Source organism: Amycolatopsis sp. EV170708-02-1 (assembly GCF_022479115.1).
Classification (GTDB): domain Bacteria; phylum Actinomycetota; class Actinomycetes; order Mycobacteriales; family Pseudonocardiaceae; genus Amycolatopsis.
This window is the reverse complement of the sequence record NZ_CP092497.1, coordinates 7,277,988-7,298,332: the sequence shown is the minus strand read 5'-3', so window position 1 is coordinate 7,298,332 and position 20,345 is coordinate 7,277,988. Positions and strand designations below refer to the sequence as shown.

Sequence of the window (20,345 nt, the reverse complement as noted above, 5' to 3'; positions counted from 1 at the left end):
CGCGGCGAGGGCCATCGCCGGTCACCGTCCGACTAGCCTCGGCAGGGTCAACGTGGTCACCGCCGTCGTCACCCAGCCCAGCAGGTCGCCGAGCGGGACGGTGGACAGCTTCTCCGGCCACTCCTCGGCCAGCGCGTGCAGGACCAGGTGACCGTCGTGCGCTTCGACCGCCGTGAGCCGGATCCCTTGCGGGAGCTCGGGCAGCGGCAGCACGATCGGTTTGAGCCGGGACGGCGGACCGAATCGGCGTCGTCCGATGTGGACGGACATCGGCCGGAGGACGACGGCGTCGTGCTCCACAGTGGACTCCAGGGCGAGATGCCCCCAGCGTGGCCGCTTTTCCCAGCGGATGTGGAAATGTCCGTCCTCGCCGGGGGTCACGATGATGCCCGGCCGGACCTCGGCCACGCGGGCCTGGAGGACTTCCGGGGATACGCGGATCGCCATCTTCACCTGTTCGGGGATGGCGGCGGGGGACGGGAGCGAGCGGAGGCGGACGTTCGACGCCAGCACGGTGATGCGTTCCAGCGGGGTTTCCGGCCAGTCGACGTCCTCGACGACGATCCGGACATCGCCGACCCGGCCGGTGGCGGCCAGGCTGAGACTGTCGGCCTGGTAGTCGAGCCCCGTCAGGGTGAGACCGACGTCGTGCCCGTCCACCTTGGCCGTCAGCCTCCGCCCGACCAGCTGCTCGGTCACGGTCTTCAGGATCGCGGCCGGGGTCACGGGCACGTTCGGCAACAGCGCCCGCCCGGCGGCGGCCAGGCCGAACAGCTCGGGAAGCGGGTTCAGGTCGAACCATCTGCCGTCGCTCATCCGTCCAGTGTCGCCGAACGGGACGCCGATCGCCGCCGCAGGGGGTCAGCGGGCCGCGAAACGGGCGATCACACCCGCCAGGACCACCCAGAACGCCGCGGCCAGGCCGTAATCGAGGATGACCGCGAGATTCGGGTCACTCACCGGGAAGAGACCCGGCCAGAACAATGCCAGCGGCCTGGCCAGCGCCTGGATGAAGATGTAGAAACCGTTGCCCGCGTTGGCTCCCGCGAGCACCATCACCATGTACAGCAGCTCGATGAAAGCGAACAGCGCGCCGATGCCGGTGATGACGCGCACGGCGGTGTCGCTCCTACTGGTGGTTCGCCATCTGGACATACCGGAAAAGTTCCCGGCCTCCGTGGTGGCAAACGCTTCAGTCGTCAAATTGCGCCGATCGGCCGTACCTCGCTCACTGCCTGGAGACGGTCCGTGACACAGCGCCCACTGAACGATATCGATTATCATTGTCGATATGACCACTGGGGACTGGAGTGACAGCTGGGATCGCCTCATGGCGAAATATCAGCCAGGACGTGAGCAGGCGATCGAGCGGATGATCGACCTGATCGCGACGCGACGCGACGCACCGTCGCCGCGGGTGCTGGACGTGGGTGGCGGCACGGGCACTCTCTGTTCTCGCCTGCTCGCGCGGATACCCGGGGCGGAGGTCACCCTGGTCGATCTCGACCCGGTGATGCTGGCGATCGCCGGTGCGTCGCTGCCGTCCTCGGTGGAGGTGGTCCGGGCCGATCTGCGGGATCCGGGCTGGACCGCCTCGCTGCCGTACAGCGGGTATGACGCCGTTCTGGCGATCATGGCATTGCACTACCTGCCACCGGACCGGTTGACCGCGTTGTACGCCGAACTCGCCGGACTGGTGCGGGCAGGCGGATTCGTTGCCAATGTGGACGACATGCCAGACGGGGAAGCCGTGGCGTCCGCGAGCGACGACGGCTCCTGGGGCGCCTGGTGGGATCGGGCAAGGGCTGATCCGGTGCTGGGCCCGGCGGTGGTGGAACGGGCCCGGCTGTTCGGCGATTCGCCTTCGGCGGAATGGCATCCTCCCGCCGAGTGGCACCTGCGAGCCTTGAAGGGCGGGCCGGTCGACGAGCCTGCCGTGGCGTGGCGGAACGGGGCTCAGGCCGCTGTGGTGGCCTTCAAGGCCCGCTGAACGTCCCGCTGTACGACTCGGCCCCGGTGAGGTGCGGCCAGGCGGGGCACGGTCAGTCGTCCAGAGGTGCGCCGCGCCATTGCCACCCGGCGCGCGACGGCCGTCCCGGTAGCTCCGCCCGGTCCGTCGCCCACAGCAACGCCGTCCAGGGATCGATACCGGCGACGTCCACCTCCGGGAACATTCGCGCGAGCACCCGCGAACAGACGTCGCGCGGCGGATCGAGAGTGACTCGGAGTCCCCTGGCCATGTCCTCGCCGTGGACCAGGACTTCGACACAGCCCATCCCGGCGAAACCTTCGAGGTCGGCGCGGCCGCTCGGGTGATACGCGCGGACATCCGGGGCCACCGTGCGGAGCGTGGCGCCCAGGATGCCGCTGGCGACCGTGACGAACTCCAGCATCTCCGACGGAGACGCGGCCTGGTCGGCGACGGATTCGAAGCAGACGAAACGCGGTGTCGACGGCCGTGCGATCAGCAGGCCCGCATAGGAGATGAGGCAGTCGCCGAGATGCTCGGCCGTGCGCCAGGCGGTCAGCTCGCCGGTGCCCGGTGCCGCCGACCAGTCACGGCCCGACGCCTGGCGCAGTTCGCCGACCACACTCGTGATCGCGGCGTCGAGGTCGCCGGGGGTGACCGTCATCGTGGCATCAGCTCGGTGTCGTCAACTCAAGGGCGTCGGAAACGCGACCGGACCGCGGTGACCGTTCTTCCCGACCGCGCGGACACCGAAGAACACATTGTCCTTCGACAGATCCACCTTAGCCTCGGTCGTGTCGCCGACCCTGACGGCATGCGCCCAATCGGCCGCCGTCGTCTCCCGCCAGACGACCTCGTAGCCGGCGAGGTCCGGGTCTGTTCCGCGCCGCCACACCAGATCCGTCTCGTTGGTCAGCCGGTTCGTCCTGATCCGGACGTCTTCGGGGGTGCCGGGTGCGGTCGCCAGCGACCACATCGTCGCGGCGTTCACCCTCGCGACCCTGGCGATGAACGGGAAGTCGCAGAACTCGGGCAGATCGCCGAACCGCTTGCCGTTCTCCACCCGGACGTCCTGGTGCTGATGGGCGTAGTCCTCGTGCGGTTCGGTGAACCGTGCGGCCGGATATCCCTGCTCCAGGAACGGGATGTGGTCGCCGCCCCGGAGGTAACGGTCACGCCGGTAGATGACCCGCACGGTCATGCCGGTCGCGTCGTTCTCCGCGACCGAGCGCACGAACCGCGCCAGCTGACGGGAGGGCGAATCGTTCTCCCCGCCGACCGCGCGCCGGATGTCGGCCTGCGCCGGCGTTTCCGACGTCGGCACGCCCTCGGCGAACAACCGGATCGTGCGCGGGTCCCGCGTCCCGTCGTCCGCCCGGCTCGAACCGACGATGTCGTTGGTGAACATCGCCTGCACGTTCGTGCCCGCCGTCTTGAACAGTGTGGCCATGTGCCGCGCGCCGAACAGGCCTTGCTCCTCACCGGCGACCGCGGCGAACACGATGGTCGCGGCCGGACGGCGAGTGGCGAGCACCCGGGCAAGCTCCATCGCGACGGCCACTCCGGAGGCGTCGTCGTCGGCGCCCGGCGCGTCCTTCGTCGCGTCGAGTGGATCCGAACACCGAGAGTCGTAGTGGCCTGACACGACATAGACCCGCTCCGGGGTCGTGGAGCCGCGCAAGGTGGCGACGACGTTGGTGATCGTGGTCGCGACCGGGATCCGGGGCGGAGCGGGCTGCTGCAGATACGACTGCAGCTGGACCGTCATCCGGCCGCCGGACCTTTCCGCGGATTTCGTCATCTCCGCGAGGATCCAGTCGCGGGCGGCGCCGATTCCCCGGACGGGATCGGTTTGCGACGACAACGTGTGCCGGGTTCCGAAGGCCGCGAGTCTGCGTACGGTGGCCTCGATGCGGTGTTCGTCTATCTCCCGGAGGATCGCCCGGAGTTCCGCGTCGGGTCGTTGCGGGGTGAGGCGTTCGCCGGGTTTCTCGGCGCCTGCCGGGACCTCGGCGGCCGCGGCCGGTGAGAGAGCCGTCGATGACAGGGCGGCCGCCGAGAGCGCGGCCGACGTGGACAGGAAAACTCGTCTGGACCTTTCCTCAGCCATTCTCCGTTCCTACGCGCCCTGCGTTCGGGCGTCTACCCGCGAAAAGGATGAGCGCGGTGGGCGGGCGATGGGGGAGGATCACCAGGTGATCTTCGAGAGAAGGAAGTCTGTGGCCGAGGCGCTCCAGGAAACTCTGGAGAGCCGGGGACACGATGTCGGCGTGCTCGTCGATGCGCTCGTGCGCGTCGACAAGTCCGGCGACGCCTCCGAAATCACGGCCGCCTTCGCGACGATCACCGAGACACCGGCACTCGTCGTGACGCTCGACGTGTACTGCCGGTATCAGCGGGCCTTGGTCGACGCCGGTCACCGGCTCATGACAGGTGAGGCCGGGCCGTTGACGACGGCGATCGCCGCTTCGCACGGCAACGGCCGGGTCCGGGAGCTGGCGGTCACGAGGATGCTGGCGAATCCGCGCCCGGAGATGCTTCCGTTCCTCCTGGTGCGCATGACGGACTGGGCGTCGCCGGTCCGTGACGTCGCCCGCCTGGGTGTCGTCCGGCTGCTGCACGATGATCCGTCGACCTATTTGCGGCCCGCCGCCGAAACGATGCTTCACCTGCGACGCCGTCGTCGCGGGGGCTTCGGCGTGCAGCAGCTGTACGCGGCCGCTTACGACGCCCCCGTGGCGGTGCTCGAACAGCTGATGTGCTCGGCGAACTCCGCGGTGCCGAGGTTCGTGCTCGAGGTCAGGACTCGGCGTGGCGATCTCAAAATCGACGAACTGGTTCGGCTTGCCCTGACGAACTCCGACAAGGGCGTCCGCGCCCGAGCCGGTGAGGCCGTCGCCCGCGAAGCCGTGTGGACCGGTCGGGTGGACGTCCTGCGCAAGCTGGCCGCCTGCCGCTATGGCGAAGTGCGGATCAGCGCGCTGACCGGACTCGCGCGCCTCGGCCACTGGGAGGAAATCGCCGGCCTGCTGGACGACAGTTCCACGCTGATCCGTGCGCTCGCACGGGATGCCGCCCGGCGTAAAGGTGTCGACGCTGTCGACTGGTACCGGTCGGCTGTTTCCGGTGCGAACCCTTCTCTCGGCGCCATCGCGGGGCTCGCCGAGTCGGGGCGGGAAGAGGACGGGCAACTGCTGTACCCGTTGCTGAGGCACCCCGCGGCCAGGGTTCGAGCGCAAGCCGTTGGGGCACTTCGGATTCTTGATGCCGTCCCGGTCGATTCGGTGAGGTCGATGGTCGAGGATCCTTCGCGCCGCGTGGTCAGGGCGGCCTTGAAGGCGTTGGGGACACGGGCCTGACGTTCGCTGCCATCGGGCGTCGGACCTGGCGGGCCGCGAAGGCCTCGGATGGACGTTTGGGAGCCTTTGAGGCCAGCCGTTTCCGAGCTCAGGTCTCTGCTTCGTCATCCTCAGGCCCTGTGCGTGGTTCGTGGAACGACTCTGGCGTTGTCTCGTAGGTATGGCCGCTCGGCGTGGTGATGATCATGCCGCCGTCGCCGGTGGGCACGGCCGACCAGCCGGGCTCCTCTTTGAGCAGGTTGTGGTTCTTGCAGTGGATGTGACAGTTGTGATGATTGGTCTTTCCACCGCGGGCCCGCGCGACGATATGGTCGATCTCGGAGGCCTCGGCCGGCAGATGACAGCCCGGTTGTGTGCACTCGCGATCCCTCGCCTTGATCAAGCGGGCCAAGGACGCCGGTGATCGGTACTTGTCGCCGCCCGCTTCGAGCAGTTGACCCGTGGCGGGGTCGGTGATCAGGCGAGACCAGGTCGACTCGGGGGCGGAGGCGATTTCGCGGACCAGCCAGTCGGGGATGGGCCCGTACCCGGCGAGTGTCGCGGGATCATCGCGCGCGCCGACGAGTGTCAAGAAATCGACATAGACGTGGATATGGGCACGCGGCCTGCCGTGCCCGTCCTCGGCCAAGAGGCGTTCGGCGAAGATGTCGGCGCGATGTTGGTCGAGCGTCCGGGATTTGTCCTTGTTCCGCCGGGCTTTCGCGGTCCGGCTCATCGAGGCGTAGATGGAACTGGCGACTTCCGTGGGAAGATGGCCGGAAAGCGTGGACATGGTCTCGTCTTCATGTGTCAACGAGATATGCCGCAACGCGCGTTTCTTGGCCGCTCGTTCGCGATAGCCGTCGGGATCGAATTTCTGCACGGCGTGTCTCACCGAGCCCCGGATCGCGCCGGGATCACGATTGGCGAGACGATCGATCAGCCAGGCGTCGACCTGTGCCGCGACTTCGTCCGACACTTCCCTGGTCAGCTGCATGACCTTGGAAGCCTTGTACAGGTCGATATCGCCACGATCCAGCGCCGCCAGTGTGTTCGGCAGGCGGGAGACCAGCGCGCACGAGGTCTCGACGAGCAGGTACGCGTGATTGTGGGTGACCGAGAAGCGCAAGGCGACCTCCTCGGTCACGGATCTTCGTGATCCACCGTGAGCGGCGAAGTCGGCTAACGCTCGTACCTGACGTCCCTGCGTTCGCCGAAGTGAAAGCTCTTCGTCGAACGCGGTGTCAAGAAAGCGAGCGGCTTTCGGGTTATAAGCGAGAGTAGTGGTCATGCGGATGATCATAGTCGAACGGGCGTTCGAGTGCCATCGAGATCGTAATCGAATTTGCGCGGAGCGTGAACGGGCCAGTGACGACCGATTGTTCATGCTCGGGCGCGGTCACCGGTGCGGTTGATCGAATGGGAGGGTGAGCGGCGATTACCCCAGACCGCTGGAAGACCGAGAAGTGTCGGTGGCGCGGGCAGGCGATCGCCGCCGAGTACGGCTACGGGGCGACCACGAGACTTCCGAGGCCGACCTGTCGACACACTGGCCGAGGCGGAGCTCGACCAGATCGGGACTGTCGCGGAACAAGAGGGCTTGGCATGCCGAATGGTGGCAAGCGGCCACAGGTCGCCGGCGGCGCTGCCGGAGCCGGCGCGAGGCTACGTCCCTATGCCGCACACCGGCGGCCCGGACATCGTCCAGCCCGTTGGCGGGTAGCGAGGCGACGGCAGACGACTCGCCGCCGATTCGGGCTGTCCGCTCATGCCGCACAGGGTCGAGGACGAGCCCGGTCGTGCGACGACATTTGTCCAAGACCGGTGGTCGACGGCCGTGCACCATCCTCGTATGAGCGAGAACGGTGTTGAGCATTCGCACGGGATGCACGTGGTGCACGACGGCCCGCGGGAGGCGCCGCCGCTGGTGCTCATTCACGGATCTGGCGCCTCGGGTGCCTCGTGGAGCCCGGTGGTCCCGGCACTTGCCCGTCACCACCACGTCATCCGGGTCGACCTCCCGGGCTGCGGCCAGTCACCGCCCCCGCCGTCGTACGAGGTGCCCGGGCAGGCGAGCCGGGTGGCCGCGGTTCTCGACGACCTCGGCCTGCGTGACGTCGCCGTCGTCGGGCACTCCAGTGGTGGCTATGTCACCACCGCCCTTGCCGAACAGCGCCCCGACCTGGTGCGGTCGGTCGCGCTGATCAGCTGCGGCCCGCATCTCGACGCGCTGCTTCCCCAGCCGTTGATCCTTCGGCTCCTGCTGGGGCCGCCGTTCGGCCGGCTGATCTGGCCGAGGCGTTCGGACGCCATGATCCGGAAGGGAATTTTGGCAACGACCGCTCGCCCAGTAGACCTGCCCGACGAAACGGTCGCCGATTTCAAGCGCACCTCGTACCACGCGTTCAGGTCGCTTTCGCGCAGCAATGTCGCCTACCTCGCCGAGCGCGGCGTGGCCGATCGTCTCGCCGCCCTCACCGTCCCGGTACTGGCGATCTTCGGCGCTGCCGATCCCCGCTGGGACCCGTCGTCGGTGCACCGGTACGAGGCGGTCCCCAACGCGCGGATCGAGCTGCTGTCCGGCGTCGGGCACCTCCCCATGTTCGAAGCACCCGAGACGACCGGCGAACTGCTGCTGGACTGGACTTCGCGGCAGCGGATCGGCGGCACCCCGCCTCTGGCCGCCGATGCCTAGACTGGTCGTATGTTGTCGACCGGGGCACCACCGGACTGGACGAAGATGGACATCGCGGTCCCGCGCCGGTCGGATCGGCTGCCGGGCGTCAGCATGGCCGGGTTCCGCCAGCGTGTCCCGGTCCCCGTGGACATCGCCATGGTCGCGCACCCCTCCGTCACCCTGCTCATCGACCTGAGCGAGGGAGAAGGCATCGTCTGCGACAGCCGCGGCCGGCACGAGCGGGGCAGCGTTGTCATCGGGCTCGCGCCCGGCGATCTGCGGGCAGGTGGCCGTGTGGGCGAATGTCTTCAGATCCGGCTGGAGCCGGACGTGGCGGCCGCGGTGTTCGACGCGGCACCCGATCTCGGCGGGACGATGGCGCCCTTGGCGGACGTCTGGGGACGCGACGCCGGACGGTTCGAGGACAGGTTGCGCGCCGCCGCGTCGTGGGACGAACGGTTCACCATCGCGGCCGAGGTCCTCGGCCGGCGGCTGCGCGCCCGCCCGCCGGTCGAACCGGAGGTCGCCCACACCTGGCGGCGGACGCTCACCAGCCGAGGGCGGGTACAGGTCGACAGCCTGGCAGGCGAGGTCGGCTGGGACCGCAAGCGCCTGTGGTCCCGCTTCCGGTCCCAGCTCGGAATCAGCCCCAAACGCGCCATCCGGCTGGTGCGGTTCGACCACGCCGCCCACCTCCTCGCGAACGGTCATGCGGCCGCCGGTGTCGCCGCCGAGAGCGGCTACGTCGACCAGTCGCACCTCCACCGTGAGGTCAAGGCGTTCACCGGGCTCACGCCGTCGATCGTGGCCGTCGCGCCTTGGCTCGCCATCGACGACGTCGCGTGGCCGCGTCGTTGAACAGCCCGCCTCCGACAGTCGTGTCGTAGAGCACGGGAGAAGTGGACAACGACCGGTCACGGTGCCAGTGTCGAGCGGTCGAGAAGTCTCGATTCAGTGCGTCAGAAGGGATTTCTCATGCCGAAGGTGGTGACTCAGGCATCGGTGTCGCTGGACGGTTTCATCGCCGGTCCGGAGAACGGCGGGTTCGAGTACCTGTTCGCGTGGTGCCGGGCCGGTGATGTCGAGGTGCCCACCGCGTCGCCGGGCCGGTCGTACCAAGTGGCCGAGGCGTCCGCCGACTATGTCCGCGACATGATCGAGGGCTATGGGGCGCTGGTGGTCGGGCGAAACCAGTTCGACGGCATGGACGGATGGGGCGGACAGCACCCCATGCGCGTGCAGGTCTTCGTGGTCACTCATTCGGTGCCTGAAGGCTGGGCTCCCGAAAGCGCCGAGTTCGTCTTCGTGACCGAGGGCGGAGTCAAGGCCGCCATCGACCGGGCCAAGGCGGTCGCGGGGACAAGAACGTCGGCGTGGGCCCGGGCGTCGTGGCCCGCGAAGCGCTGGAAGAACGGTTGCTCGACGAGATCCGCGTCGACCTTGTGCCGTACATGCTCGGAGACGGAGTCCGTTTCGTGGACACGCTCGGCGCCGCTCCCCTGGAGTTCGGCGATCCCCAGGTCATCCAGGGCAAGAAGGTCACGCACCTCGTCTATCCCGTGGAGACCGGCGAATAGCGGCTCCTCCACGCGGGCTGCCGCGCCGGGCCCGGCGGCCGACGAAACTCAACCTTCGCCCGCCGCGAGCAGTTCGCGCAGCATCGCCAGCAGCTCCCGCCGGTCCCCGGCCCCGAGTTTCCCCCGGATCCGCGCCATATGGTGTTCCACGGTCTTCCCCGAGATGAACAGTTCGCTCCCGGCCTGCTTGTACGTCAGCCCGCCGACGACGAGGCGGGCGACTTCCAGTTCCCGTTCGCTCAAGGCGTTCAACCCGGTGGCCGCGACGGGCTCCGGCGCCCGGCCTTGGAACTGCCGGGCCGCTTCGAGCAGCTGGACCATCGCCTTCCGGTCGGAGGTCCGGATCGCCGCCTGCCCGGCCAGCCGGGAAGCGTCCCAGCACAGCCCGAGTTCGTGCAGTTCCGACGCGGACGCGGTGATCGATTCCGGATCGAAGTTTCCGGTCAAGACCGCGAGCCAGCCGGTCGCGGCGGCGGCGAGGGCCGCGGGATAGCGGCCGCAGGAAGCGAAATCGGTCAACGCGGCCAGATGTTCCCCGGCCGACGCGTGGTCCTCGACGGTGATGGCGGCGTGCAGTTCGTGCCAGCGCAGGGTGGCTGTCCACAGTGGAGGATTGCCGAGCGCGTCGAGCACGGCGTGTGCCCGCTCCAGCTGTCCGGCCAGTTTGGCGCTCGCACCGCCCCGTGCGGCCGCGATCGCGAGTTCTCCCAGTGGTAGCAGCGAATACAGGTCCGGCTGCTGGCGCATCGAAGCCTGATACGCCCGGTCCCAGGAGCGTTGCAGGCCGGGAAGATCGCTCGCGCGCCGTGCCAGGCCCAGCTGCAGGGTGGCGGCGAAGAGTTCGTCGCGCGCTTCGAGGCCGTCCGGCGGCATCAGGGCCTCGGCGGCCGTTTTGAGGTCGCCCGCGGTCATCGCGACCCAGCCGAGCAGCAGCCGGTGCCGCTTCGCGAGCAGGTCGCCACCGATCCGGCCGTTCTCCGCGCGGCTCAACACCGACTCGGCCAGTGCGAGTTCGCCGGAATGCAGGCCCACCAACGCCGCCAGGGCCGCCGGGCTGTCCGGGAGCGGAGCCGGAGCGCCCGCCGATTCCAGCATCGAAGCCGCGCCCAGCAGTGCGGACAGGGTCTCGGCGCCGCAACCCGACACGGAGTCGGTGATCGCCCGTGCCATCCGCGAGGCGGCTCCGGCGAACAGGGTCGGGACCTCGGGGGTTTCCAGCACACCCCGGGCGGCCTCGAGTTTTCCGGTGCCCAGCAACGCGATCGCGGCGAACGCCTTCGACGCCGCCCGCCCGGACCATTGGTACAGCTCGGCACTGTGCGCCAGTTCGCCGCGATGCGCCAGCACGGTAGCGGCCACTTCGGCGCCCGCGGCCCTGGCGTCCGTGTCCGACGTGCTGCCGAGCATGCCGTCACCGAGCCGCAATGCGGTGTCGAGGTCCCCGGCCAGCGCCGAGGCGTGCGCCCAGCCGACGGTGAGCGCCGCGCCGCGCCCACCGGCCTCGGACGCGGCCTCGTAGAACCGCGCCGCGAGTTTCGTGTCGTCGGGCATCGCCTCGCGTGCGGCCGCTTCGAAGGCCGCCGCCGCGCTCGCGCCCGAACTTCCCGTTCCCAGCAACGACCGGGCGAGGTCCAGCACCGGAAGCCCGTCCCGGAGCTGGAGTTCCACCAGCCGCTGCAGCACCGTCAGCCGTCGCCCCGGCGAACCCCAGGCCCGGATGGCTTCGGCCGCGATCGGCAGCAGGACGTCGTCCTCGCCGAGGAGACCGGTCGCCCTGGCGCTGTCGAAGATCTCGGGCAGACCTTCGCGATCCCGGTTCAGGAGCGCGGCCAGAAGATCGAGATTCCGGCCGGCGCCCGCTTCCGCCGCGATCAGGTAGCGGTGCACGTCGTCGTCCAGCTGTTCCAGTTCGCCGCGGAAGTCCGCGAGCCGTCCGGTGACCGCGCGCACCACGAGTCCCGGCACACCACCGGTTCTGGCGTGGACCTCCGCCGCGGTGGCCGCGTCGCCGCCGGCGTACTCGACGAGCCGCCGGACGTCGTCGACGCCGAAAGCCCCCAAGGGCACCGACCTGCCGAAGGAATCGGCGAGCGCGCGCAGCGCTTTCGTCCGTGCTGCGGTCCGGAAGGCGAGGACGACGGGCGCCGTCGTTTCCTCCGCTCGCGCTTTGATCTTCGCGATCTCGTCGTCGTCGAGCTGGTCGGCGTCGTCGATCAGCAGGGCCTCGATCCCGGCGTCCGCGTAGCGACGTCCGAGCAGGCCGAGCAGATGCGTCTTGCCGTGCCCGCCGGGGGCGACGACGGCGACCCGCACCGGGGCTTCCGGAGCGGTGGTCACCTCGTCGAGCAGGCGCCGGGCACCCGGATGGATGATGCCGGGCTTGTCGAGCAGTGCGTTCAACAGCGACCTTCGGGAGTGGACGGCGTGGCGCCGGGGGTGGGCGGTGCGCACGAACTCGAAGTGGTGGGAGGGGCTTCGGGACCCTTGTCGGCGGTGGCTTCTCGAGTGGTCAGGGTGAGCAGCAGGGTGGTCGCGGCGAGCACCACGACCGCGGCACCGGCGACGAGGGGCTTGCGCCGGCTGAGCAGTTTCGCCGCCCCGGTGCGTTCTGGCAAGGGGAAGGGGGTGATGTCCACCGGCGGCCGTTCGGGCCGCTCGGTGAGCTCTTCGGGCGTGTCGACCCGGGGAAGCAGGGTGGTTTCGACGGTCGCGACGGCGCGCGATCCCGCCCCGCCGGGTTGAGGAAGGTCACGTCGCGCGGCGATGTTGGCCGCACCGGTCGCCACCGTCAGCACCGGGTCGCTCGACACGAAGACGGGGCACGGTGTCCGGCCGGGAACCGGCGGTGCCTCGCCGCAGAGCACGATGCCCGCCAGCGCCTGCGGCGGCACCCCGGCGCCGTGCGCGAGTTCGAAGACCTTGCCGACGGCCTCGGTGGGGTCGACACCCTCCAGCGTTTTGATCGGTTGCCAGCCGTTGACGGTGGCGGCGGCGATCGTGACGACCGCGCCGTCCGGGCCGAATTCGCAGACACCGGCGGTGACGTCGCCGTGCGGGGCGAGGTACGCGTGCAGCGCCGCGACGGGCGCCGCCACCAGCGCGGCACGGGGGAATCCGGCTTCGGCCAGTGCCCGGCGCAGCAGGTCCCGGCGGAACGAACCCCAGCCGACGGGATGCGTGAGCACGATGTGGTGCGGTTTCTCCCCGAAGCGTTCGGCCGCTTGATCCACCGCCGCGTCGACGAGGACCGCGCTGAGGGATTCGGCCGGGAACCGCTCGCCGCCGACGATCACGGGGACGTCGTCGCCGACCCGTTCGTGGAACCCGGTGAGCAGGCGGGCGGGCGCGGACCGGCCTGCCTCGACCGCGGCGTCCCCGGTGAGCAGGTAGCCGTCGTCGTCGAGGAACACCGCCGACGCCGCCGCCGGGCCACGCGCGCCGAGCCACGACGGCTCGGGCACGCTCCAGCCGTCGCCGGAGTTCACGCAGGTGGCGGCGGTGGTGCGGGTCGAGGCGATATCGATGCCGAGGACGTAGGGCAACGAGCATCCTCCTTCGCTTGACCAGCCCCTAAGGACCAAATAGGGCCACTCACCTGAACGGCTTGACCCATCCGGGTGAGGGTTGGCATTAAACCCAACCGAGTGCGTCTCGGTTAAGCCCCTAACGCCCTAACGATGTCATACCGATCCCCTATTGGCTGAGTGAGCGACGACCAGGAGTGATCCCCGATGTGCCCATGGGCACCGGCTCACTAACTTCGGTGACCTGCGCTCAGCCGTGCCCTCCGGCCGCCGGGCGCGCCCCACCGACCTAGACCCTCAGGAGAGTCCTTTCATGGGTTCCGTCCAGACCCTGCACGACTTCACGCTGAACCTGCTGAACGACACCGCGGCCCGCGCGGCGTTCGCCAACAACCCGCAGCAGGTGCTGGCCGACGCCGGCCTCGGCGACATCAACGCCGCCGACGTGCACGAGGTCGTCCCGCTGGTGCTCGACTTCGTCCCGGTCGGCACCGCCACCGACCTCACCGGTGCCACCGCGGCCACCGCCGACAACCTGGCGGGCTTCGGCGGCGTCACGAACGCCGTCAACGGCACCGACGGCGAGTGCGCCGACGGTGTCCAGGGCGCGATCGACCAGCTCACCGCGCTGACCGCCGGCCTGCCGGTCGCCGTCCCCGGTGCCGGCGCCCTGCCGGGCCTGCCCGAGGCCGGTCTCCCGGGTGTCCCGGCCGTCCCGGGTCTGCCGGAGCTGGGTGACCTGCCCGCCGTCCCGGCCGTGCCCGCCGTCGGCGACCTGCCGGTCGACGTCCCCGGCCTGTCCGCCGTGCCGGCCGTCTCCGACGTGACCGACGTGTCGAACGCCGCCGCCGGCGTGACCGCCCTCGCGCAGAACACCGTCGGCAGCTTCGGGCTGACCGACGACCTTTCGCGTGGTCTCGACGCCGCTTCCGTCGGCCAGGCCGGCGACCTCGCCACCGGTGCCCTCGACACCGCGACCGACGTGGCCCACGGCGTCCCGGCCGTCGACGCCGCCGCCCTGCCCGCCGTCGACTCGGTCCCGGCCGTCGGCGACCTGACCAGCGACCTGCCGCGCGCCGACGGTGTCGCGGGCGACGCCCCGAACTTCCTCTCCGAGGTCGGCGACCTGACCAGCACCATCGGTCACGTCGACGTCGCCGATGTCACCACCAAGGTGCACGACATCGCGAACAACTACGGCAACGGTGACATCGCCAACAACATCGCCCACAACAACGGCGACGTGACCGGCAACGTGGCCAACGAGGTCGCCAACGTCGCGAACCACGCGGGCGTCTCCGACGTCCACGACACGGTTTCCGAGGTCGGCAACAACATCGGCCACACCATCGGCAACCTCAACGACGTCAACATCGGCACCGGCGACATCGCGTCGAACAACGACATCCACATCGGCTGATCTGAACATTTTTCAGCTCTGTGTCAGGGCCCCGCGACCGCAGCAGGTCGCGGGGCCCGCACGGCATGTTGGCCCATGCCACATTGATTCCGCGCTTGGTTAAGGGAACACTGCATCCCCGTGACAGCCCCGCCTGGCTCGACGTGCTCAACGAGACCTTGGACGCCTGTGCCGCCCACGGTCGCGCCGACCTGGCCGAACGGCTCCGGCGCAGACGGGACCAGCGGGCGCCGGGCACCCGGATCGCGGTGGTCGGTTTTCCCAAACAGGGCAAGGGTTACCTGCTCAACGCGCTGCTGAACGCGCCGGTCTGCGCGGTCGGGGACGCGAGTACGCCCGCCGTTCCCACGGAGATCGGGTACGCCGCCGACCCCGCCGCCGTCCTGGTCGGGCGCGCCAGGGAGAACGTGCCGGTCGGCGATCTCGCCAAGGAACTCGAGGTCCGGCCGCCCGGTTCGCTGCGCCGGGTCGAAGTCGGCCTGCCACGCGAACTCCTCGGCACGGGGCTGGTGCTCGTCGACACCCCGGCGATCGGGGATCCCCGGTCCCGCGTACGGCGGCCACCCTCGACGTCCTCGCCGACGCGCACGCGGTGATCCTCGTCTCCGACGCGACACAGGAACTCCAGCCCGCCGAACTCGCGCTGGCGAGGCATATCCGCACCTGGTGCCCGGCGCTGGTGCTGGCACTGACCAAGATCGACGCGAGCCCGGACTGGCGGGAACTAGCCGCCCGCAATCGGGCCGCGCTGTCGGAGACCGGTGTCGTCGCCGACGTCTTCCCCGTGTCCGCGACGGTCCGTCAAGCCGCCGCGAAGTCCGGTGACGCCGCCCTCAACGGACGGTCCGGCTTCCCGGAACTCCTGAACTGGGTGGGAGAACAGGCCGCGCGCCCGATCGAACGCACCCGCGCGCTCGCCGCCGCGGTGAGTGTGCGCGCGGCGGCGGTCGAACTGGTCGAGACGCTGCAGACCAGGCTGAACGCCGTCTCGCAGGACAACGGCATCGACCAGGTCACCCTGCTGCACCAGGCACAACGGCGCACCGAGGAACTGCGGCGGCAGAACGTCCGCTGGCAGAACATGTTGTCCGACGAGATCACCGATCTGATCTCCGACGCCGAATACGACCTGCGTGAGCGGACCCGGGTGATCGTGCGGCATGTCGACCGCACCTTCGACGAGGGCGACCCGGTACAGATCTGGCCGGATTTCCAGACCTGGCTGGAGGAGAATCTCGCCGAGGCCGTCGAGACGAACTACAACTGGGTGTCCGACCGGTCGGAGTGGATCGCGCAAGCCGTCGCTTCGACCTTCGGGCCGCATTACGGCCACGCGCCGGAACTGCCGCTGACCGGGTCCGGGGTGGACTCGATCCCCGAGGTCGGCGCCCCCAAGATCGAGCGGTTCAAGATCGGCCAGAAACTCTTCACCGGCTTGCGCGGTTCCTATGGCGGCGTGCTGATGTTCGGCCTGGTCACCAGTCTCGCCGGGCTGCCGTTGATCAACCCGGTGTCGCTCGGCGCCGGTGTCGCGTTCGCCACCAAGAGCGTCCGCGACGAAGGCGGGATGCGGTTGCAGCGCCGCCAAGCGCTGGCGAAGGCCGCGGCGCAGCGCCACGTCGACGACGTGTTCATCCGGTTCAGCAAGGAGATCAAGGACGAGGTCCGTCAGGTGCAGCGGCGTCTGCGCGACCATTTCGCCGCGCTGTCCGACCAGCTCTCGGAAGAGCTGACGCGGCAACGGGAACTGATCATCGCCGGCTCCGCCGAACGGGACCGGCGTACCCAGCGGGTCAAGAAGGAGATCGACCGGCTGGCCGCCCTGCACCGGAAGGCGGGGGCACTCGGCACCGGCGCCGCGCCGCGCCGGGAGCTGTCGGCGTGACCACTCTCGATGTCCGGGAACTGCTGAACGAGGCCGCCGCGCATTACCGGGACCGCCCGCACGCGGTGGCGATGCTGCGGGAATGCCTGGAGCGGCTGGACGAACCACTGCGCGTCGGCTTCATCGGCACGCCGGGAACCGGGAAGTCCACTTTGGTCTCCGCGCTGGCGGAATGGCCGACGCGGGCCTTGCGCGAGATCGATCTGTTCGACACCCCGGCTTTCGCCGAACACGTCGACGCGACGGTGCGGTTGGTGCGCCATCTCGAACCCGACGAACTCGCCGGCACCCGGCCGGTGGGCGGTTCGGCGTTCGCGCGGCAGACGGCGGTGAACTCGGTGCTCGTGCTCGGCAGGGCGGACGAGGTCGGCGCGGGCCGGATCGACGCCTTGCTCACCGCGAAACAGCTGGCCCGCCGCGCTTGGCGCGAGAACCCGGATTGCGCGGGATTCCAGGGAGTCATCGCGGTCGCCGGACAGCTGGGCTACGCGGGACGAGCGTTGCGGGACGACGAATTCGAGGTGCTGCGCGCGCTGGCGTCGGTCTCCCGGCCGGAACTGGAGCGGTATCTCCTGTCCGTGGATTCCTTTGTGGACGATCCGTTCCCGGTGGGGGTCTCGCCGGAATCGCGGAAACACCTGGTGTCGCGGTTCGGGCTCTACGGGGTCCGGCTGGCGATCACCTTGATCCGCACCGGTTGCGAGAACAGGCTGAAACTCTCGGCGGAACTCGTGCACCGCAGCGGTCTCGGCGACCTGAGGGACACGCTCGCGGGGTGTTTCGTCGCGCGAGCCGAGGCACTGAAGGCGCGCACGGCGGTGGTGCGCTTGGAAGGCCTTCTCGCCGCGGAACCTCTCCCGCATGGTGATCGGCTGGCCGCCCGCGTGGAACGCTTCGCCGCGGCCGCGCACGACTTCCGGGAACTGCGGCTCATCGCGGGCATCCGCGGTGGCCGCACGGCGTTGTCCGGGGAGAGCGCGGAGGAAGCCGTCCGGCTGCTCGGCGCGCAGGGACTCGCGCCCACCGAACGGCTCGGTCTCGAACCCGACGCGGATCCGGCCGAGATCCACGCGGCGGCCGAAAACGCGCTCGTCCGCTGGCGGCACGAGGCGGAACGAGCCGACGCCGCGCACGCCGAACGCGCCGCCGCCCGGGTGATCGTGCGCTCGGTCGAGGGACTGCTCAGCCTGTTCGTGGCTTGACGCCTGCCGGTCGCCGAGTCACCATAGAGCACTCTATGGCGGCTCTGACCAGCTGAAAGGGGTCCGGCATGCCCGACGACGCGCGTCCGGATGTGCGGCTTCTCGGTGAACTTTTCGCGCATTGGGCGAAGACGATTCCCGAGCGGGAGGCCCTCTCGTTCTCAGGGCGGCGGCTCACCTGGGCCGAGCTCGACGAGCGGGCGAGGCGCGTCACCGGCGCGCTCGCCGCCGCCGGAATCGGCAGAGGTGACAGGGTCGCCTTCGTCGACAAGAACACGCCCGCCTGCCTGGAAGTGACCTTCGGCGCGTCGTCGCTCGGGGCGGCGAACGCGGTCGTCAACTGGCGTCTCGCCCCGGAGGAGCTGGCGTACGTCCTCGGTGACAGCGGCGCGCGGGTCGTCTTCGCCGGTCCGGAACTGCTGCCCGCCGTCGAGGCGCTGCGCGATCGGCTGCCGTCGGTCGAGCGCGTGATCGTCGTCGGCGGAGAAGACGATCAGTACGAGGACTTCCTGGCCGACGCGACGCCCGCCGGGATGGCATCCGAGGTCGACGAACACGACGGCGCGCTGATCATCTACACCAGCGGCACCACCGGATTCCCCAAGGGCGCCGTCCTGACGCACCGGAACCTGCTGGCGCACAGCCGCAACGCGGGGGCCGCGTTCCCGATGGGCGACGGCGACCGCAACCTGGTGGCGATGCCGCTGTTCCATGTCGGCGGGAGTTGTTACGCGATCATCGGTTTCCACTATGGGCAACCGACGACGATGACGCGCGAGCCCGACGGCAAGTCGCTGCTGGGCGCGCTCGCCGAAGGGGTCACGCACGCTTTCCTGGTGCCCGCCGTGGTCGCCGGCATCATGCAGGCGGGGGAGCGGGCCGTCGCCGCGTTCGCGCGGTTGAAGTACCTGGGCTACGGAGCTTCTCCGATGCCGCTTCCCTTGCTGCGCAAGGCGCTCGCGGCCTGGCCGGACACCCGGTTCGTGCAGGTCTACGGTATGACCGAGCTGTCCGGGGTGGTGACGACGCTCGGTCCGGACGCGCATCGCGACCCCGCCCGGCCGGAGCGGCTGGCGTCGGCGGGCACGGTGCTGCCCGCGGTGGGGATGCGCGTCGTCGATCCGGCGACTCTCGAAGACGTCGAACCGGGCGTCCCTGGCGAGCTGTGGTTCCGGACCGATCAGGCGATGGCGGGCTATCTGGGCAAACCCGAGGCGACCGCCGAGACGATCGTCGACGGCTGGGTCCGCAGCGGTGACGTCGGCAGGGTCGACGACGGCGGGTTCGTCTTCATCGAAGACCGGGTGAAGGACATGATCATCACCGGTGGCGAGAACGTCTATTCGCCCGAGGTGGAGCGGGTCATCGCCGAACATCCCGCGGTCGGCGAGGTCGCCGTGATCGGGATCCCCGACGATCGCTGGGGCGAGCAGGTCAAGGCGGTGGTCGCCCCGGCGCAGGGGGAGCGGGTCGACGGCGAAGAACTCGTCGAGTACTGCCGGGAACGCCTGGCGCACTACAAATGCCCGCGGACGGTCGAGATCGTGGAGGCGTTGCCGCGCAACGCGACCGGCAAGATCCTCAAACGCACCCTGCGGCGCCCGTACTGGGAGGGGCGGGAGCGCGCCGTCTGATGCCGGCCACGGTCAGCCGCGAGCAGTACTTCGACGCGGCGTTGGAGATCCTCGCCGAGTCCGGGTTCGCCGGGCTCAACGTCGGTGCGCTCGGCAGACGCCTCGGCGTCACCAGCGGATCGTTCTACCACCATTTCGGCGGCTGGCCCGGGTTCGTCGGCGCCCTGCTCGACTTCTGGGCGCAGCGGCAGGTGCGGATCCTGCGCGAACTGGACTTCGGTTCCGGCGGCCCCGAGGCGGACTTCGCCGCGCTGATGAGCCTGACGCGCGGACTCCGCCATCGTGCGGAAGCGGCCATCCGCGCCTGGGCGGCGAACGACGAAACCGTTCGCGTGGCGCAGAAACGCGTCGACGACGCCCGGGTCAAGACGGTCGGGCGCGTGGTGGCCGAGCTGATCCCCGACCGGCGTCGCGCCGAGGTCGTGACCTCGCTCGGGCTGGCGCTGCTGGTCGGCTACCAGCAGGTGGCCTCGGCGGGCGAGTTCACCGACCTCGGCGAGATCCTGGACGAATACACGCGGCTGGTGCTCGCCGGCCAGAGCGGGAGCTGAAGGACGCTTTCACCGCATGCGACGCGGCGAAAGCGTCCTTCACCGCGTGAGATGCGGGGAAAGCGTCCTTCAGGCGTTGCCGAGCACCCGGGTCACGGTGATCTCGATGACCACGCGTTCCGGGTTCGGCTTGGGCTGCCGGTAGCGCGCGGCGTAGCGATTCTCGGCGTCGCGCACGGACTCCGGGTCTTCGCGCAATACCGCGCGTCCCTCCAAAGTGGACCAGCGAGGCCCGTCGAGCTGACAAGCGGCGACCGGAATGCCGTTTTCGCCCGCTTCCTTGACCAGGCGGGCCTTCTTGGACGAGCGGAACGTGATCACCCGGGCGATCCCGGCCTCGAAGTCCACCGTGACCCCGACCGCGACGACATGCGGGGTTCCGTCCGGGCGGACGGTGGTCAGGGTGGCGAGCTGCCGTTCGGTCCAGAATTCCCGGAAGGCTTCGCCGCGTTCGCTCAGGTCGATCTTCATGGTGTCAACGCTAGGGCACCGGTCACACAGGCGTCATTTGAGGTAATAGTAAGGAAACTTTCTTAACTCTCTTGTTTTTGCCTGATCCGGATGTCAC

General features: G+C 69.6%; 19 protein-coding genes. 11 read left to right on the top strand and 8 right to left on the bottom strand.

All coding sequences use genetic code 11. The features are described from left to right. Positions 1–21: 21 nt before the first annotated feature. Together MJQ72_RS33155 and MJQ72_RS33150 are read right to left on the bottom strand one after the other, a co-directional pair. Positions 22–816, bottom strand: coding sequence for an LmeA family phospholipid-binding protein (locus MJQ72_RS33155; protein WP_240594957.1), 795 nt, complete (start codon positions 814–816; stop codon positions 22–24). A 45-nt stretch (positions 817–861) separates the two neighbouring features. Beyond that, on the bottom strand, positions 862–1,116 hold the full coding sequence (locus MJQ72_RS33150; RefSeq protein WP_240601482.1) for a hypothetical protein: 255 nt from the start codon (positions 1,114–1,116) through the stop codon (positions 862–864). A 175-nt stretch (positions 1,117–1,291) separates the two neighbouring features. Here MJQ72_RS33150 and MJQ72_RS33145 point away from each other — a divergent pair, with 175 nt between their 5' ends. Next, on the top strand, positions 1,292–1,990 hold the full coding sequence (locus MJQ72_RS33145) for a trans-aconitate 2-methyltransferase (RefSeq protein ID WP_240594956.1): 699 nt from the start codon (positions 1,292–1,294) through the stop codon (positions 1,988–1,990). A gap of 52 nt (positions 1,991–2,042) precedes the next feature. Here MJQ72_RS33145 and MJQ72_RS33140 read toward each other — a convergent pair whose 3' ends face one another. Together MJQ72_RS33140 and MJQ72_RS33135 are read right to left on the bottom strand one after the other, a co-directional pair. Beyond that, positions 2,043–2,633 carry a hypothetical protein gene (locus MJQ72_RS33140; protein WP_240594955.1) on the bottom strand — a complete coding sequence of 197 codons (591 nt, stop codon included), beginning with the start codon at positions 2,631–2,633 and terminating at the stop codon, positions 2,043–2,045. Between the two features lie 21 nt (positions 2,634–2,654). Further along, a complete protein-coding gene (locus tag MJQ72_RS33135; RefSeq protein ID WP_240594954.1) occupies positions 2,655–4,079 on the bottom strand; it encodes a M20/M25/M40 family metallo-hydrolase in 1,425 nt (474 codons plus the stop codon). Between the two features lie 85 nt (positions 4,080–4,164). Here MJQ72_RS33135 and MJQ72_RS33130 point away from each other — a divergent pair, with 85 nt between their 5' ends. Continuing rightward, entirely contained in the window at positions 4,165–5,328 is a 1,164-nt protein-coding gene (locus MJQ72_RS33130) for a HEAT repeat domain-containing protein (protein ID WP_240594953.1), read from the top strand. An 88-nt stretch (positions 5,329–5,416) separates the two neighbouring features. Here MJQ72_RS33130 and MJQ72_RS33125 read toward each other — a convergent pair whose 3' ends face one another. Then, entirely contained in the window at positions 5,417–6,454 is a 1,038-nt protein-coding gene (locus tag MJQ72_RS33125; RefSeq protein WP_240601481.1) for an HNH endonuclease signature motif containing protein, read from the bottom strand. 705 nt (positions 6,455–7,159) lie between these two features. Here MJQ72_RS33125 and MJQ72_RS33120 point away from each other — a divergent pair. The 3 genes from MJQ72_RS33120 to MJQ72_RS33110 all read left to right on the top strand — a co-directional run bounded on the left by MJQ72_RS33120 (position 7,160) and on the right by MJQ72_RS33110 (position 9,561). Continuing rightward, a complete protein-coding gene (locus MJQ72_RS33120; RefSeq protein ID WP_240594952.1) occupies positions 7,160–8,002 on the top strand; it encodes an alpha/beta fold hydrolase in 843 nt (280 codons plus the stop codon). A gap of 9 nt (positions 8,003–8,011) precedes the next feature. Beyond that, positions 8,012–8,842: an AraC family transcriptional regulator gene (locus MJQ72_RS33115; RefSeq protein ID WP_240594951.1), complete on the top strand. Its 831-nt coding sequence runs from the start codon at positions 8,012–8,014 to the stop codon at positions 8,840–8,842. A 515-nt stretch (positions 8,843–9,357) separates the two neighbouring features. Next, complete coding sequence (locus tag MJQ72_RS33110; protein ID WP_240594950.1) at positions 9,358–9,561, top strand: hypothetical protein; 204 nt, start codon at positions 9,358–9,360, stop codon at positions 9,559–9,561. 48 nt (positions 9,562–9,609) lie between these two features. Here MJQ72_RS33110 and MJQ72_RS33105 read toward each other — a convergent pair whose 3' ends face one another. Both MJQ72_RS33105 and MJQ72_RS33100 read right to left on the bottom strand, forming a co-directional pair. Continuing rightward, positions 9,610–11,961, bottom strand: coding sequence for a helix-turn-helix transcriptional regulator (locus MJQ72_RS33105; protein ID WP_240594949.1), 2,352 nt, complete (start codon positions 11,959–11,961; stop codon positions 9,610–9,612). Next, positions 11,958–13,103, bottom strand: a complete 1,146-nt coding sequence (locus MJQ72_RS33100; protein WP_240594948.1) for a molecular chaperone DnaK — start codon at positions 13,101–13,103, stop codon at positions 11,958–11,960. The genes MJQ72_RS33105 and MJQ72_RS33100 overlap by 4 nt, the downstream gene beginning before the upstream one ends. A 295-nt stretch (positions 13,104–13,398) precedes the next feature. Between MJQ72_RS33100 and MJQ72_RS33095 the strand changes: the two genes are divergently transcribed. The 6 genes from MJQ72_RS33095 (at position 13,399) to MJQ72_RS33070 (ending at position 19,777) form a co-directional block, all read left to right on the top strand. Next, positions 13,399–14,505: an IniB N-terminal domain-containing protein gene (locus MJQ72_RS33095; protein WP_240594947.1), complete on the top strand. Its 1,107-nt coding sequence runs from the start codon at positions 13,399–13,401 to the stop codon at positions 14,503–14,505. A gap of 95 nt (positions 14,506–14,600) precedes the next feature. Then, on the top strand, positions 14,601–15,101 hold the full coding sequence (locus tag MJQ72_RS33090; protein WP_240594946.1) for a dynamin family protein: 501 nt from the start codon (positions 14,601–14,603) through the stop codon (positions 15,099–15,101). Further along, entirely contained in the window at positions 15,098–16,390 is a 1,293-nt protein-coding gene (locus MJQ72_RS33085; protein WP_240594945.1) for an isoniazid inducible protein IniA, read from the top strand. Before MJQ72_RS33090 ends, MJQ72_RS33085 begins: the two co-directional genes overlap by 4 nt. Then, positions 16,387–17,592, top strand: a complete 1,206-nt coding sequence (locus MJQ72_RS33080; protein ID WP_240594944.1) for a GTPase — start codon at positions 16,387–16,389, stop codon at positions 17,590–17,592. The genes MJQ72_RS33085 and MJQ72_RS33080 overlap by 4 nt, the downstream gene beginning before the upstream one ends. Before the next feature lie 68 nt (positions 17,593–17,660). Next, a complete protein-coding gene (locus MJQ72_RS33075; protein ID WP_240594943.1) occupies positions 17,661–19,226 on the top strand; it encodes a long-chain-fatty-acid--CoA ligase in 1,566 nt (521 codons plus the stop codon). Beyond that, positions 19,226–19,777, top strand: a complete 552-nt coding sequence (locus MJQ72_RS33070; protein ID WP_240594942.1) for a TetR/AcrR family transcriptional regulator — start codon at positions 19,226–19,228, stop codon at positions 19,775–19,777. Before MJQ72_RS33075 ends, MJQ72_RS33070 begins: the two co-directional genes overlap by 1 nt. Positions 19,778–19,846: 69 nt before the next feature. Here MJQ72_RS33070 and MJQ72_RS33065 read toward each other — a convergent pair whose 3' ends face one another. Continuing rightward, positions 19,847–20,248: a PPOX class F420-dependent oxidoreductase gene (locus tag MJQ72_RS33065; RefSeq protein ID WP_240594941.1), complete on the bottom strand. Its 402-nt coding sequence runs from the start codon at positions 20,246–20,248 to the stop codon at positions 19,847–19,849. Positions 20,249–20,345 lie beyond the last annotated feature (97 nt).